At 36.8% G+C, this 14,842-nt stretch carries 13 protein-coding genes and 1 tRNA gene; 9 read left to right on the top strand and 5 right to left on the bottom strand.

Annotation, left to right across the window (positions count from 1 at the left end; genetic code table 11):
* Window positions 1-41 precede the first annotated feature (41 nt).
* Genes WG904_RS09805 through ileS form a run of 3 tightly spaced genes read right to left on the bottom strand, consistent with a single transcriptional unit; the run spans window position 42 to window position 4,410 of the window.
* Window positions 42-644 (bottom strand): lipoprotein signal peptidase, encoded by a 603-nt coding sequence (locus WG904_RS09805; RefSeq protein ID WP_339579126.1) that lies wholly within the window; start codon window positions 642-644, stop codon window positions 42-44.
* Complete coding sequence (locus WG904_RS09800; protein ID WP_339579125.1) at window positions 644-1,027, bottom strand: TraR/DksA family transcriptional regulator; 384 nt, start codon at window positions 1,025-1,027, stop codon at window positions 644-646. The genes WG904_RS09805 and WG904_RS09800 overlap by 1 nt, the downstream gene beginning before the upstream one ends.
* Before the next feature lie 5 nt (window positions 1,028-1,032).
* A complete protein-coding gene (gene ileS / locus WG904_RS09795) occupies window positions 1,033-4,410 on the bottom strand; it encodes an isoleucine--tRNA ligase (RefSeq protein WP_339579124.1) in 3,378 nt (1,125 codons plus the stop codon).
* A 161-nt stretch (window positions 4,411-4,571) separates the two neighbouring features.
* Between ileS and WG904_RS09790 the strand changes: the two genes are divergently transcribed.
* Window positions 4,572-4,835 (top strand): isoleucyl-tRNA synthetase, encoded by a 264-nt coding sequence (locus WG904_RS09790; RefSeq protein ID WP_339579123.1) that lies wholly within the window; start codon window positions 4,572-4,574, stop codon window positions 4,833-4,835.
* On the opposite strand, the gene WG904_RS09785 is transcribed toward WG904_RS09790, so the two are convergent.
* Window positions 4,836-7,190 (bottom strand): efflux RND transporter permease subunit, encoded by a 2,355-nt coding sequence (locus WG904_RS09785; protein ID WP_339579122.1) that lies wholly within the window; start codon window positions 7,188-7,190, stop codon window positions 4,836-4,838. It lies immediately after the preceding gene.
* Between the two features lie 133 nt (window positions 7,191-7,323).
* Between WG904_RS09785 and WG904_RS09780 the strand changes: the two genes are divergently transcribed.
* The 4 genes from WG904_RS09780 (at window position 7,324) to WG904_RS09765 (ending at window position 10,785) form a co-directional block, all read left to right on the top strand.
* On the top strand, window positions 7,324-7,671 hold the full coding sequence (locus WG904_RS09780; RefSeq protein ID WP_339579121.1) for a diacylglycerol kinase family protein: 348 nt from the start codon (window positions 7,324-7,326) through the stop codon (window positions 7,669-7,671).
* Window positions 7,672-8,397, top strand: coding sequence for a DNA repair protein RecO (gene recO, locus WG904_RS09775; protein WP_339579120.1), 726 nt, complete (start codon window positions 7,672-7,674; stop codon window positions 8,395-8,397). It begins immediately after the preceding gene.
* Between the two features lie 101 nt (window positions 8,398-8,498).
* A tRNA-Val gene (locus WG904_RS09770) sits at window positions 8,499-8,573 on the top strand.
* 169 nt (window positions 8,574-8,742) lie between these two features.
* On the top strand, window positions 8,743-10,785 hold the full coding sequence (locus WG904_RS09765) for a tetratricopeptide repeat protein (protein ID WP_339579119.1): 2,043 nt from the start codon (window positions 8,743-8,745) through the stop codon (window positions 10,783-10,785).
* On the opposite strand, the gene WG904_RS09760 is transcribed toward WG904_RS09765, so the two are convergent.
* The gene (locus WG904_RS09760; RefSeq protein WP_339579118.1) at window positions 10,786-11,163 is read right to left on the bottom strand and encodes a hypothetical protein; all 378 of its coding nucleotides are present in this window, start codon (window positions 11,161-11,163) and stop codon (window positions 10,786-10,788) included.
* A 104-nt stretch (window positions 11,164-11,267) separates the two neighbouring features.
* On the opposite strand from WG904_RS09760, the gene WG904_RS09755 reads away from it, so the two are divergent.
* The 4 genes from WG904_RS09755 to WG904_RS09740 all read left to right on the top strand — a co-directional run bounded on the left by WG904_RS09755 (window position 11,268) and on the right by WG904_RS09740 (window position 14,760).
* Entirely contained in the window at window positions 11,268-11,963 is a 696-nt protein-coding gene (locus WG904_RS09755) for a glycosyltransferase family 2 protein (protein ID WP_339579117.1), read from the top strand.
* Between the two features lie 55 nt (window positions 11,964-12,018).
* The gene (locus WG904_RS09750) at window positions 12,019-12,363 is read left to right on the top strand and encodes a DUF2304 family protein (RefSeq protein WP_339579116.1); all 345 of its coding nucleotides are present in this window, start codon (window positions 12,019-12,021) and stop codon (window positions 12,361-12,363) included.
* Window positions 12,364-12,440: 77 nt separating this feature from the next.
* The gene (locus WG904_RS09745) at window positions 12,441-13,409 is read left to right on the top strand and encodes a formylglycine-generating enzyme family protein (RefSeq protein ID WP_339579115.1); all 969 of its coding nucleotides are present in this window, start codon (window positions 12,441-12,443) and stop codon (window positions 13,407-13,409) included.
* A 28-nt stretch (window positions 13,410-13,437) separates the two neighbouring features.
* Window positions 13,438-14,760: a Gfo/Idh/MocA family protein gene (locus WG904_RS09740; RefSeq protein WP_339579114.1), complete on the top strand. Its 1,323-nt coding sequence runs from the start codon at window positions 13,438-13,440 to the stop codon at window positions 14,758-14,760.
* Window positions 14,761-14,842 lie beyond the last annotated feature (82 nt).

Below are 14,842 nucleotides of genomic sequence, written 5' to 3'. Positions count from 1 at the left end.
AAATTTTCCTGCGGCTTAACTAGGATAGCTGTTTATAGCTATTAATCTTCTACAGATTCGTTATTAATTCCAACCTCGTCTTTAATTTCTTCCTTAAAATAGGTTTTTTGGAAAATCATGATCGCTATTACACCTACAGAAATTGCAGTGTCTGCTAAGTTAAAAACCGGACGGAAAAATACCAATTCGTCGCCTCCCCAAATTGGGAACCACTTTGGAAAATGACTGTCTACAATAGGGAAATACAACATGTCTACCACACGACCGTGAAATAAAGTTTCGTATTTATAAATAACACCATAGAATACCGAATCGATAATATTCCCTAGAGCACCCGCAAAAACAAGCGCAACATTTAAAATTAAACCTCGGTGATATTTGTGCTTAATTAAATAATGCAAACCATAGCCAATTCCTGCTACGGCGATCACTCGGAAAAGCGACAAGGCAAGTTTTCCGAATTCGCCACCGAACTCTAATCCAAAGGCCATACCGTTATTTTCGGTAAAATGAATAATGAACCATTCGCCCAAAATTTTATATTCTTGACCAATGAACATATTGGTTTTTACCCAAACTTTTAAAGCCTGATCTGCCAGTAGAACTAAAAATATTAAAAGTAGTGGTTTAGTATAGCCCTTCATTAACCTTGTTTAAGTTTTGCTTCTATGCTTAACGTAGCATGTGGTACCGCACGTAAACGTTCTTTTTGAATTAATTTTCCGGTCTCTCTGCAAATGCCATAGGTTTTGTTTTCAATACGTACCAATGCAGCTTCAAGGTTGTCGATAAATTTTTTCTGACGTGCAGCCAGTTGATTAATTTGTTCTTTTTCTAGTGTGGCCGAACCATCTTCTAGGGTTTTATATGCGCCAGAAGTATCTTCTGTACCATGAGAATTCGGACTGCTTAACGATGAGGTTAGGGAAAGAAATTCTTCCCTAGAACTTTTAAGTTTCCCTTGGATCAGCTCTTTAAACTCTTGTAATTCGCTATCTGAATAGCGGGTTTTCTCCGTTTTTTCCATTTTTTTTATTGTTTGGTAATTAAAATCTGTAGTTCAACATCATCAATTACGATTTGGTTTCCATTAATTATATTTTCTTCAAAAAGAATATCATTCGCTAAAATTTCTGCGCAAATGTAGGCTTTGTTTTGCATCACTGCATCTGCAATTAAATTATGTTTCTGTAAATTTACAGTAATGCGATCAGTAACTTCAAAATTTAACTCTTTTCTTAAGTTTTGTATTCTATTAATTAATTCGCGCGATAATCCTTCTTTTTTAAGTTCTGGAGTAATACTCACGTCTAAAGCCACGGTTAAATTGCCCATGTTTGTAACTTGCCAGCCGGGAATATCTTCGGCAATGATTTCGACATCACTTAGCCGTATCGAGTAGCTAGTATCGCGTATTGAGATTGATCCATCACGCTCAAACGTAGCAAGATCTTCTTGAGACATCGAAGAAATAGCTTCAGCTACTACCTTCATGTCTTTCCCCACTTTAGCTCCTAATGCTTTAAAATTAGGTTTAACCTTTTTCTTGATAAAACCAGTAGTATCGGTAATGAAGTCGACCTCCTTAATATTCGTTTCGGATAAGATTAAATCTTTAACCAACTCAACTTTTGCTTGGAAAGAATCATCTAAAACGGGTATCAATACTTTTGCTAGGGGCTGACGAACATTAATGCCCATCTTTTTACGAAGCGACAGCACCATAGATGAGATGTTTTGCGCCAATTCCATCCGTTCGTTTAAGGTTTGGTCGATTAAACTCGTATCAACTTCGTTCCAAATGGTTAAGTGCACTGATTCTGAAGTTTCACTTAAATTTTTATACAACCAATCGGCAAAGAAAGGAGCTATAGGACTCATTAATTGAGAAATGCTCGTCAAACACGTATACAAGGTTTCGTAAGCAGCTTTTTTATCTTCTGTCATCTCACCTTTCCAAAAACGACGACGCGATAACCGGATATACCAATTGCTCAAATGTTCATCTACAAAAGTTTGTATGGCTCTAGCCGCTTTTGTAGGCTCGTATGTATTGTAACTTTCGTCAACTTCTGCAATTAGAGTTTGCAATAGCGATAAAATCCAACGGTCTAATTCGCTACGTTGTGCAATGGGAGTTTGATGGTTAATGTCGATCTCGAACTTATCGATATTGGCATAAAGGGCAAAGAACGAATAGGTATTATACAGGGTGCCAAAAAATTTACGGCGTACTTCGTCTAATCCTTCTAAGTTAAACTTAAGGTTATCCCATGGTGATGCATTACTGATCATGTACCAGCGTGTAGCATCAGCACTATAGGTATCGATGGTTGTAAATGGATCAACAGCATTGCCTAAACGTTTCGACATTTTGTTGCCATTTTTATCGAGCACCAAACCGTTAGAAACTACATTTTTATACGCAACGCCAACATTGTTAACCCGTTTGTTGATGGCTTTAATTTCATCGCTACTTTCGCTTAACATTACCGCAATTGCATGTAAAGTAAAGAACCAGCCCCGAGTTTGATCAACTCCTTCGGCAATAAAATCGGCCGGATAAGCATTTTCAAACTCTTCTTTGTTCTCAAAAGGGAAGTGCCATTGTGCATAGGGCATCGCGCCACTATCAAACCAAACATCGATAAGATCTAATTCGCGAGTCATTTTTTCGCCTTTGGCCGACACTAAAATTACATCGTCTACATACGGACGGTGCATGTCTTTTAGTTCGAATCCTTCCGGCATAAATCCAGCAGTTATAGATTTCTGTATTTCGGCATTTAATTCGGCAATCGACCCAATACATTTTTCTTCCAATCCATCAGCTGTGCGCCAGATTGGTAAAGGTGTTCCCCAATAGCGAGAGCGAGATAAGTTCCAATCCACCAAATTCTCTAACCAGTTGCCAAAGCGACCCGTTCCGGTAGCTTCAGGTTTCCAATTGATGCTTTTGTTCAGCTCCACCATTTTTTCTTTTACCGCTGTTGTTTTGATAAACCAGCTATCCAATGGATAATATAAAACCGGTTTATCGGTACGCCAACAATGAGGGTAGGTGTGAACGTATTTTTCTACCTTAAAGGCTTTGTTCTCTTCTTTTAATTGGATGGCTAGCTCTACATCGACAGAACGTTCGGGAGCTTCGCCTTCTTCATAATATTCGTTTTTTACATATTTACCGCCATAATTTCCACCTAATGAAGCGATAAATTTACCTTGGAGGTCGACAAGCGGAACGGCGTTCCCTTTTTCGTCTAAAACAAGCATTGGCGGAATTTCTGGTACTGCAAGTTTAGCCACTCGGGCATCATCGGCTCCGAAAGTAGGGGCGGTATGAACTATACCTGTGCCATCTTCCGTAGTTACAAAATCGCCCAAAATAACCCTGAATGCATTTTCCGCATTTTGATAAGGTAAGGCATAGGGTAACAACTGCTCATATTTTATACCTGCTAAATCAGCACCCATAAAAGTGGATAATAAAGCATAAGGTATTTTTTTATCTTCTGCTTTATAGTTTTCGAAATCTTGGTCATTTTGAGCTAAAAAATATTTACCAGTAAACTGTTTGTTTACTAGTGCACAAGCTAAAATAACTTGAATAGGCTCGAAGGTATATTGATTAAAAGTTTTAACCAAAGCATATTCAATTTTTGGTCCAACAGTTAATGCAGTATTACTTGGTAATGTCCACGGGGTAGTTGTCCACGCTAAAAAATCTACCTCGCCAAATTCTTGTAAAAAAGCAGGTAAAGTTTCTTTTATGGCCTTAAACTGAGCAACAATAGTAGTATCGCTCACATCCTTATAGGTGCCTGGTTGATTTAATTCGTGCGAACTTAATCCAGTTCCTGCAGCGGGCGAATAAGGTTGTACGGTATACCCTTTATATAATAATCCCTTGTCGTAAAACGATTTTAAAATCCACCATAAGGTTTCGATATATTCGTTGTGATAGGTTACATAAGGTGTTTGTAAATCTACCCAATAGCCCATTTTTTCAGTAAGATCGTTCCACACATCGGTGTAGCGCATCACTTCTTCTTTACAGGCAGTATTGTATTCTTCGACAGAAATTTTCTTGCCGATATCGTCTTTCGTGATGCCTAATTTTTTCTCAACAGCAAGTTCGATTGGTAAACCATGCGTATCCCAACCCCCTTTTCGTTTTACCTGGTAGCCTTTAAGGGTTTTATAGCGGCAAAAAATATCTTTAATAGCGCGAGCCATTACGTGGTGGATGCCAGGCATGCCATTTGCCGAAGGCGGACCTTCGTAAAAGGTAAAAGGCTTGGCTTTTGAGCGAGTGCTGATGCTTTTCTCAAAGATCATTTCCTCTTTCCAAAATTTAAGTATCTCTTCTCCTATCTTAGCTAATTCTAACGTTTTAAATTCCCTATACATCAATCAAGTATCTTCAAAATTAAAGGATGCAAAGTTACGGTTTTAGAATGAATTATGGTAGTTTTGTTTGAATTTGTTTTAGAGATAAGTACCTCAAACTTATTGTGTTAATTTTTGTTATACGCTATATAATTAATCTTAAAAAAAATTAGAACAGCGTCATGTTAAAAGTCTTAAAACTTCAAAAGGCTGTGTATGTTATTATTCTAGGGATTTTGGCACTCATAGCGGCTCAAATTTTGAGTCGGAACAAGGTAGATGGAAGTAATTTTTTACTGGGGTTATCGGGTGCTTTATTAATTATAGGAGCCTTAACGTTTCTTTATCCCATTATGTTTGCAAAAAAGGTAGATAGTGAGGGAGAGAAGGTTGAACTAAAACCTGCCGGAAAGGAAGAGGCAGAGGAAGATCCAATCTCTATATAATTAATGATCAATTAACGCTTCATTTTTAGCTAGCTCTTCTGCCGAAATCAATTTTCTGGTTTTCTTCTTATCTAACCAAAGCATTAGGGCCGGCAGTAAGGTTAAATTAAATGCTAAAGCCACAATCAGCGTTATAGAAAGCAATAAACCTAAAACTACGGTTCCACCAAAAGTAGATGCAGTAAAAATGCCAAATCCAAAAAACAAGATTAAGGCAATATGGGTCATGCTAACCCCAGTTTCCCTAATTGTGTCTGAAACCACCTTGCTTACCGAATAGTTGGTTAACGTTAATTCTTGCTGATAACGGGTTAAGAAATATATGGTTTGATCGGAAGCTAAGCCGAAAGCAATCGTGAAGATTAAAATCGTAGAGGGTTTAAGCGGAATATGAAAAAAACCCATCAATCCCGCTGTAATGATAAGCGGAACAATATTCGGCAATAAAGAAACGAACATGATTCCTAAACTCTTAAATTGCGCTAGTCGAAGTATCGAAATTAAAACGATAGCTAAGCCAATGCTTTCGAAAAGATGTTCTAGCAAATAATCTGTTCCTTTAGAGAAAATAATGCTCGAACCAGTTAATTCTACAGTAAATCTTTTTGGCGATAGGATAGAATCTATCCGAGGTTTTAATTCTAACAACAATTGATCTAGTCGTTTAGAGCCTACATCTGCCATCTGAAAACTTACCCTGGCGGTTTGTTTGTCCTTGTCGACAAAATTAGTAAGCATATTGCCGTTTCCTTTTCCAGAATTGGCCGCATATGCCAGGATAAAGTTCTTTTCGATATTGGTTGGAAGCCTGTAAAATGCCGAATCCCCATTATAAAAAGCCTGGGAAGCATATTTCAAACCAGTATTCAGGGAAATAGAACGTGAAAATTCAGGGTAAGAAGCAATCATCTTCTCCATTTTATCAATCTTATTAAGCGTAGAGATACTTAATACGCCATTCTTCTTTCGGGTATCTACACTGATTTCGAGCGGTAAGATGCCTTCGAAATTCTTTTCAAAAAACTTAAGATCAGTTAAAATTTTTGAACTTTTAGGCAAATCATCCACTACATATCCATTAATGTTAATGCGATAAATCCCAATAAACGAAATGCAGGCTATAATAAAGGTTATTGCGTAAATTAATATACTTTTTTGCTGCACCAGTAGGTCGGTTTTAACCAATAGGCGGTCTAAGAAATTAGGAACATGCGGCGTGTTTGCTTTACCCTTTGGAAGCGGTAAATAACTAAAAATTATAGGAATTAAACATAAACACATTAGCCAGGTAAACATCACATTTAATGCAGCAACGCTACCAAATTGCATTAATAATTCGCTTCCTGTAAAGTATAATACGCCAAAACCAATAGCTGCAGTTATATTTGCGATTAAAGTAGTAATGGCAATTCTTTCGATGGTAATGCTTAAGGCTTTTTGCTTATCGCCATGCTTTTTAAGTTCGTTATGGTATTTATTGAGCAACAAAATACTGTTCGGTATACCAATAATTACGATAAGGGGTGGAATTAATCCGGTTAATATCGTAATCTCGTATCCAAATAAAACCAGTGTGCCAATGCTCCAAACTACACCCATAATTACTACCAAAATAGGGAATAAAACGGCATAAAAATTTCTGAAAAAAATCAGTAAAATTAATGCTGAAACCAAAATGGATAGCCCCAAGAAAAGTACAAATTCTTTCGATACCAATGCACTTGTGGCCGTTCTAATAAAAGGCAGGCCCGATAAATGAACATCTATATTAGTGCTTTTTTCGAAGGCCTTTGCCTTAGCTTCAATTTCTTTTAAGATTGGGTTTCGCGCAACAGAGTTTAAAACGATAGGATCGAAGGTGATGGCCATTAGTGTGGCATTACTCGCCTTGTTAAACAAAAGTCCACTATAAAAAGGCATCCCTTGAATTTTATTTTTTAGGGAGTCCATTTCTGCATCATTTTGAACAGGCTTAGCCGGTAATGGAATAACTACAAATCTTTGGTTAAGTGTATCTTTTTGAAGTTCAAATAATTTCCCAATTGATAAAACGCCTTTAATTCCCTTTAAATTTTGAATTTCTGTAGCAAGTTGAGCCCATTGTGTGTACTTGTCTTTTTCGTAAATGGCCTCACTTTGAATCCCTAAAACCATTACACTGCCATCTTCTCCGAATTGTTTTTTAAAAGCATTATATTTAATGAAAACTGAATCGGTTAAGGGTAAAATTTTGCTTCCAGCGTAAGATAATTTTAGGTTTCGGGCATTCCAACCCATAAATAAGGTTGCGATAAGGAAGAAAATAAGGAGAGGAATTCGATTTTGAAGTATAGCTCTAGAGAGTTTAGCCCACATATCAACTGCGTTTTAAAAAGGTAAAGAAAGTATAAAAACTGCTGAATACAAAATAAACACTCTCATTTAATGTTAAATTAACAGTAAAGCGATATAAATTGTTTCTGCTAAAATTGCCGTAAATTAGCAACAGATGAATAAGTTTTTAAGAAGTTTCTGGTATGCATTTAACGGATTGGTTTATGCTTTTAAGACACAATTAAATTTTAGAATCCATTGTGCAGCAGCGATTTTGGTAGTCGCTTTAGGCGTATATATAGAATTATCACTCCACGAATGGCTATGGGTTTTTTTTGCTATTGGTTTGGTGATGATCGTTGAACTGCTAAATACAGGGATCGAATTGCTTGTAGATTGGGTATCTCCTCAGCAACACCCTAAGGCTGGTGCCATAAAGGATCTTGCGGCTGCTGCGGTTTTAGTTTCGGCTTTCGTAGCTGCTGCTATTGGTTTATGTATATTTGTGCCCAAGTTTATTTAAATGTTGCATAAAACGAGAGGAATTGTCTTAAAAACTACATTGTATAGCGAAAGTAGCGTGGTGGTGAAGATTTTTACCGAGAAATTTGGCATTCAATCGTATCTCATTAATGGCGTTAAAAAGCCCAAGGCAAAAATACCGATGAATATCTTACAACCGCTTCATTTGTTAGAAATGGTTGTGTACCATAAGGCGACAACACAAATTCAACGAGTTTCTGAGGCACGCCCATCGCCAGTATTCCGAACTATCCCTTATCAGGTAATAAAAAACACGATTGTACAATTTTTAAATGAGGTGCTTTATAAGAGTGTTCATCATCAGCACACAGACCAGCATTTGTTCGATTTTATTTATAGTGCAATAAGTTGGTTTGATGAAACGGATGAGCCAAATGTGAACTTTCACCTCGCATTTTTATTAAAACTTACACGGTTTTTAGGCTTTGCTCCACATTTTCAATCGCGTGCCGATCATTTATATTTCGATTTACAAGAGGGAGAACTTGCTTCTTTACCCCCTGTCCATCCTTATTTTATTGATAGAATTGATGCAGACTATTTAAATAAGTTGTTTTATTGTCCGCTCGAAAAATTAAATGAAATCGAAATTCAAACCGTAAAAAGAAGGTTTCTATTAGATAAAATATTGGTTTACTATACGTTACATACAGCTTCGTTTGGGCAAATTAGGTCGCATCAAATCCTGGAAGAAGTGCTTTCCTAAAAAAAGTAAAATTATTTTTGCAAAACAAATAGAAGACACTATATTTGCAATCCCAAAACGAAGGAATATTTATTAAACTTTGCTTTAGGGAAACCAAAAATGGGAGCTTAGCTCAGCTGGTTCAGAGCACCTCGTTTACACCGAGGGGGTCGGGGGTTCGAACCCCTCAGCTCCCACTTAAAAGCCTTTCAGTTTGCTGGAAGGCTTTTTGCTTCCAAAGTTTTTTAGTCTAAGCATCCGGTAAAGCAGAATTTCTTAAATCCATCCAAAGAAATATTTAATAACTTTGTCTGAACTAAACAATCCAACTCTTGTTAGAGACGTTATGTTATTAAATGAAAGAAAATGACCTCACCTCATAAAAACATATTTTTTTTAGCCGGTATCTTGTTTGTCTTACTGTTGGTTGCCTATGCAAATCACTTTAATAATGGTTTTCATTTCGACGACCTTCATACCATTGTCGATAATTTATATATCCGAAATCTAAAGAATATCCCCTCATTTTTTACAGACCCAAGGATGTTTAGCGCATCTCCAGAAAATCAAAGCTTGAGACCCATTGTAACCACCAGTTTGGCTATAGATTATTGGTTGGGAAACGGACTAACGCCGTTCTTCTTTCATTTATCGGGATTTGTATGGCATATTTTACTATGCATTACCTGTTATTTTATTTTTGTTAGATTGTTTAAAAAGTCTTTCGACCACTCATGGACAGTTTATTTTTCACTGTTCGCTGTAGCATGGTTTGCATTACATACCGCAAATGCTGAAACGTTGAACTATATCATTTCACGGTCTGACATTATTTCTACTTTCTTTATAACCGCATCTTTCGGAACTTATGTATTATTTCCGTCGAAAAGAAAATGGCACATATATATCATTCCTGCCGTTATTGCAGCATTAACAAAGGAAACAGCCGTAGTACTTGTAATTCTTTTGTTTTTTTACATCCATTTATTTGAGCATAAACTGGCAATTATTGATATGTTCAAGATCAAGAACGCTAAGCTTGTCTTAAATACAATTGTTACCTTGCTACCCCTTATCGTTATCGTAGGGGCAGTTCAATATTATACGATAGCATCTTCTCAAATTACATCAGCTAACAATATTCCTCATCCATTTGGCTACTATTTGCTTACACAGAGTTTTGTTTGGCTCCATTATTTTGTATCCTTCTTTTTACCTATTCATTTAAGTGCCGACACCGATTGGACAGTTATTTTATCGGTAGTGGACAAGCGGATTCTTATCGGTTTGTTATTTGTTGGTGTCTTATTTTTTGCCATTTTTAAGACTTCAAAAAAGGCTGAAACTAGGCCCATTTCATTTGGTCTTATTTGGTTTGTTGCCGCATTGCTGCCTACATCTTTGATGCCTTTTGCAGAAGTAACAAACGATCATAGAATGTATTTCGCCTTCGTTGGCTTGGCTTTTAGTGTAGTGGGTTGCATTTCTCTTTTTTTGATAAGAAAAGAGAAGAGCATTATCACAAGTAAAGTAAATCAAATGCTAATTATAACAACCATTTTAGTTATTTTAACATTAAATGCCTATGGGGTTAGCGAAAGGAATAAAGTTTGGTTCAGTGATGAATCGCTTTGGCATGATGTAACCATCAAAAGTCCTTTAAATGGACGGGGTTTAATGAATTATGGACTATCCCTTTCTAATCAGGGGCTTTTTGCTAAGGCACTTTATTATTTTAAGGAAGCACAAAAATTAACCCCCACTTATAGTCGAGTATATACCAACATGGGTATAGCACAGGCTGCATTAGGTAAGTATAAAGAAGCCGAAACGAATTTCATAAAAGGGATGTATTATGGTTCTGGTTTAAGCGATTCGTATGTGTATTATGCTCGATTTTTGGTGCAAAGAAAGCGATATGAAGAAGCTAAAAAGATGGGCGAAAGAGCACTTCTTTGTAATCCACAATCTATGGTAACCTTAAATCTATTAATGGAGGTTTACCAATATTTAGGTTTATGGGTAGATCTGGAACGGACGGCTGTTATGGCGCTTGCAATTTTGCCTAGCAACGAGCTGGCGCAAAATTATTTAAATGCCGCAAAAACTAAAAACAATACCAGCCAAATTTCGCCATCAATTAGCCGAAAACTTACTGCGGTCGATTACTTAAATTTAAGTTTAGCTTATTATAATACTGGCGACTTCGAAAAATGTATTCTTTACTGCGAAGAAGCAATTGCACTGAAACCAGATTATGCAGATGCCTATAGTAACATGGCAGCTTCTTATAACCAACTAAAAAATTGGAAAAAAGGAATTGAAGCGAGTAAGAAAGCATTAGCCATAGATCCTAACCATAAATTTGCAAAAGGAAATTTGGAGTGGGCACTACGCGAAAAACTGTAGTTATTTAACCATAATGGCTAGCCCAGCCAGCACAATAAAAGCACCAATTACTTGATTTAAATTTAGTTTTTCATTTAAAAAGAAATAATTGGCAAATACTACGAATACCAAGGATAGCAGCGTGGCAAATGTGGTTATGGTGGTTGATGTATTCGCTAATTTAGGTATTTTTAAGAGGGCATTATTCAACATAATGAAGCTTATTCTACAAATTACCGCGAAAATCATGGCTAAAATAAACTTCCAGTTAAAAATTAGGCGTAAAATGTTATCTATATCTAATAAATTTCCAGAAATCAACGACCGATCTCCAATAAGTACGATCGATAATGTATTTGCAATGCAATAGATCAGTATCCAAAATGTAATTAACAGCATATCCTTAAATTTCACGAATATAGCTAATAAATAAAAAATCTAAATTGTAAATTTACCCATCAAAAATTGGGGATGAGTAAAGGGATGTTAACGTAGCATACTTGATGAATAAAGACATAAATAAGAAAGAAGTTTTCATTTTAATACCTACTTACAATGAAGGTAAAGTAATCGTAAGCACCATTGAGCCTTTGATTAAAATGGGATACACAGTGGTGGTTATTGATGATTGTTCAATAGATAACACGGAAGAAATTCTTAAAGATTTACCAATCATATACCTAAAACATTTTATTAATTTGGGGCAAGGTGCTGCATTACAAACTGGAATAACATATAGTTTGGCAAAAAATGCAAAATATGCAATTACTTTCGATGCTGATGGGCAACATAACTATGAAGAAATACCCTCTCTATTAACTCCAATTTTAGAAGGAAAGGTTGATATTACATTAGGGACACGTTTTAAACGAAAGGAAGATGTTGCACAAATACCTAAATTTAGAAAGCTTGTTTTAAAGGTGGCCATACTTGTTAACGGAATTTTTACTGGATTATGGCTTACAGATGCTCACAATGGCTTTAGAGCAATGAATGCAGCTGCCATTGCCAGTATAAAGCTCAAAGAAAATAGAATGGCACATGCAAGTGAAATTCTTTCTCAGATTAAACAAAATAACTTAAGATACGATGAAATTCCCGTAAACGTTGTATATACGGATTATTCGAAAACCAAAGGACAAAGTTCTATGAACTCGTTTAACATTCTAATCGATATTTTATTAAAAAATATTTTCTAAAATGAAATAGCATGTACCGAAAAGTACCAACAATTGAAAACAAAGTTAGCTACATATGAATATTAAAGTTATACTCCTCATTCCGCTCCTGCTGCTTATTGTATTAATGCTGCCAAGGTTTAGAAGACATGCGATGTCTAGGCTTGTAATGATCATTATCTCTTTTTTAGGAGTGTTGTTCATTCTGTTTCCTTCACTATCTAATGAGTTAGCTGAATATGTGGGTGTAGGGAGGGGAGCTGATTTAATTATTTACCTATTCATGGTATTCTCATTTCTCTATAACATATTTATGTATGCGAAACTCAGAATGATACGTCAAGATCAAACTGAAATAATTAAAAATATAGCCATTCAGAACGCCAAAGATAACCGAAAGAAAGACGATTTTCCACGCTAATTCAACAAATATTACCCTAATTCTACCGAATTTTGTATGCGTTCGTTAGGATGTATATTTTTTCCTATTTTTAGTTCATGAACCAAAAAACACTGTTAACGGCATGCTGTTTAATGCTTTTGGGATTAACATCAATAGCGCAAGACAAATTTAATGCCTATGTGCAAAAAATAGATGGTACGCCGCTTTCCTATGAGATGAAAGCGATACCTGGTGGAAGTTTTATAATGGGTAGCAAAACCGGGAACCAAGATGAGCAACCCGCACATAAAGTTGCTGTCGAACCTTTTTGGATGAGCAAGACGGAGGTAACTTGGGATGTATTTGAGCTTTTTTTGTATAAAGATTACGAAGTTTCGCAGAGTTCAAAACCGATATCACCTGCAATTGATGCTGTTACAAGACCAACAAAACCCTACCTTGATATGACGTTCGGGATGGGCAAGCAAAATTATCCAGCATTAGCGATGACTCAATATAATGCTATCCAATTTTGTAAATGGCTTTACACGAGGACTGGTGTTTTTTATAGATTACCTACTGAAGCCGAATGGGAATATGCATGTAGAGCAGGCAGTACGGGTGATTATTCTTTTGGAAACGACAAGAAGGATTTGAAAGAGTATGCTTGGTTTATCGAAAACAGCGACAAGAAAACACATCCGGTAGGCGAGAAAAAACCGAATGCGTGGGGCTTACACGATATGCATGGGAATGTTGCCGAATGGACCTTTGATCAATATCTCCCTAACTTTTATGCGGCGGGTGGTACAAAGGAAATAAAAAATCCAGTAGCGAACCCCGATAAATTATACCCCTTAGTGGTGCGTGGTGGAGCCTATGATGATGTGGCTAAAGACCTTCGTTCATCAGCAAGAGAAGCCTCTGATCCATCTTGGAAACAGATCGATCCGCAAATTCCAAAAAGCAATTGGTGGTTTCCGGAGGCGCCATTTATTGGAATACGACTCGTACGTCCGCTAAATGTGCCAAAAAAAGAAGATATTGAGGCCTATTATAACAAAGCGCCAATTAAAGATTATTAAAGCGAACCAATATAAACTAAATAAAAACATGGGACATATCAAAGATACGCTAAATGAGCGTAGAGAATTTTTAAAGGCCTCGGCGCTGGTTGCAGGTGGGGTAATGGTAAGTGGGTCTTCGTGGGCAGCCGGTCACTCTTCTGTAGACGATACCATTAAAATAGCCTTAATTGGTTGTGGAGATAGAGGTACAGGAGCGGCTTTTCAGGCCTTAAGTACAAAATTTAATTTAAAATTAGTAGCAATGGCCGATGCTTTCCAAGATCGGTTAGACAATAGTTATAAGCTGTTGGTCGATAAATTTAAGGAGAAGGTCGATGTTCCGAAGGAACGCCAGTTTATAGGTTTTGATGCTTATAAACAAGCTATTGCCCTTGCTGATGTCGTACTTTTGGTAACGCCTCCAGGTTTTCGTCCAATGCATTTCGAAGAAGCCGTAAAACAGGGAAAACATATTTTTATGGAAAAACCAGTTGCTGTAGATTCGCCTGGTATTCGTAGAGTATTAGCTGCGGCAGAACTTGCCAAGCAAAAGAAATTAAATGTAGTTGTTGGTTTACAACGCAGGTACCAAACTAATTATAGAGAAACCTTAAAAAGAATTCAAGACGGTGCAGTAGGCGATATTGTTTCGGGACAAGTTTACTGGAATAGTGGGGGTGTTTGGGTAAAACCAAGAACGGCTAATCAAACCGAAATGAATTACCAAATGCGCAATTGGTATTATTTTAACTGGTTATGTGGCGATCATATTGTAGAGCAACATGTACACAACATTGATATCGCCAATTGGGTTAAAAATGCGTATCCAGTTTCAGTACAAGGCACAGGTAGCCGTGCTTGGAGAACAGGAAAAGATTACGGCGAGATTTATGATAACCATGCCGTAGAATTAAAATATGCCGATGGCTCGGTTATTTACAGCCAATGTAGGCACTTCGAAGGCATAAGCAATCGGGTAGATGAGAGTTTCCAAGGCACAAAGGGAAAGGTTTACTTATCTGCTAATAACAGTGGTAAATTATGGGATCATAAAGGGAATGAGCTTTATAATCACGATACTAAAGGAAATGCAAATCCTTATCAAACTGAACACGACGAACTCTTTGAGGCCATTTCTAAGCGCGAATATAAATTCTGGGACGCAGAACGGGTTGCTAAAAGCACCTTTACAGCAATAATTGGTCGCTATGCCACCTATTCGGGCGAGATAATTAAATGGGATGAAGCCTTAAAGGCTGAAAATAGTTTGTTCCCTGATGTTTTAAGTTGGGATGCGAATCCAAAACTATTGCCTGATGCAAATGGGTTTTATCCAGTGGCAAGGCCAGGGAAAATTAAGGTAATTTAGAAGAGTTCAGTGGTTCACCTGTTCATTAAGCTCATCGACTAGCGAATAAATCAATGACTAATGAACTACTGACAAAGAAACT

Source organism: Pedobacter anseongensis (genome assembly GCF_037482965.1).
GTDB classification, from domain to species: Bacteria; Bacteroidota; Bacteroidia; order Sphingobacteriales; family Sphingobacteriaceae; genus Pedobacter; species Pedobacter anseongensis.
The sequence above is the reverse complement of the archived record's forward strand: the minus strand, read 5'-3'. Positions and strand labels throughout refer to the sequence as shown.

What these genes read in the sequence shown, in the direction of transcription:
- WG904_RS09755 (WP_339579117.1), top strand. Translation starts at nt 11,268, where the DNA reads ATGAATAAAGACATAAATAAGAAAGAAGTTTTCATTTTAATACCTACT.
- WG904_RS09745 (WP_339579115.1), top strand. Translation starts at nt 12,441, where the DNA reads ATGAACCAAAAAACACTGTTAACGGCATGCTGTTTAATGCTTTTGGGA.
- WG904_RS09780 (WP_339579121.1), top strand. Translation starts at nt 7,324, where the DNA reads ATGAATAAGTTTTTAAGAAGTTTCTGGTATGCATTTAACGGATTGGTT.
- WG904_RS09765 (WP_339579119.1), top strand. Translation starts at nt 8,743, where the DNA reads ATGACCTCACCTCATAAAAACATATTTTTTTTAGCCGGTATCTTGTTT.
- WG904_RS09750 (WP_339579116.1), top strand. Translation starts at nt 12,019, where the DNA reads ATGAATATTAAAGTTATACTCCTCATTCCGCTCCTGCTGCTTATTGTA.
- WG904_RS09740 (WP_339579114.1), top strand. Translation starts at nt 13,438, where the DNA reads ATGGGACATATCAAAGATACGCTAAATGAGCGTAGAGAATTTTTAAAG.
- recO (WP_339579120.1), top strand. Translation starts at nt 7,672, where the DNA reads ATGTTGCATAAAACGAGAGGAATTGTCTTAAAAACTACATTGTATAGC.
- ileS (WP_339579124.1), bottom strand. Translation starts at nt 4,410, where the DNA reads ATGTATAGGGAATTTAAAACGTTAGAATTAGCTAAGATAGGAGAAGAG.
- WG904_RS09760 (WP_339579118.1), bottom strand. Translation starts at nt 11,163, where the DNA reads ATGCTGTTAATTACATTTTGGATACTGATCTATTGCATTGCAAATACA.
- WG904_RS09790 (WP_339579123.1), top strand. Translation starts at nt 4,572, where the DNA reads ATGTTAAAAGTCTTAAAACTTCAAAAGGCTGTGTATGTTATTATTCTA.
- WG904_RS09785 (WP_339579122.1), bottom strand. Translation starts at nt 7,190, where the DNA reads ATGTGGGCTAAACTCTCTAGAGCTATACTTCAAAATCGAATTCCTCTC.
- WG904_RS09800 (WP_339579125.1), bottom strand. Translation starts at nt 1,027, where the DNA reads ATGGAAAAAACGGAGAAAACCCGCTATTCAGATAGCGAATTACAAGAG.
- WG904_RS09805 (WP_339579126.1), bottom strand. Translation starts at nt 644, where the DNA reads ATGAAGGGCTATACTAAACCACTACTTTTAATATTTTTAGTTCTACTG.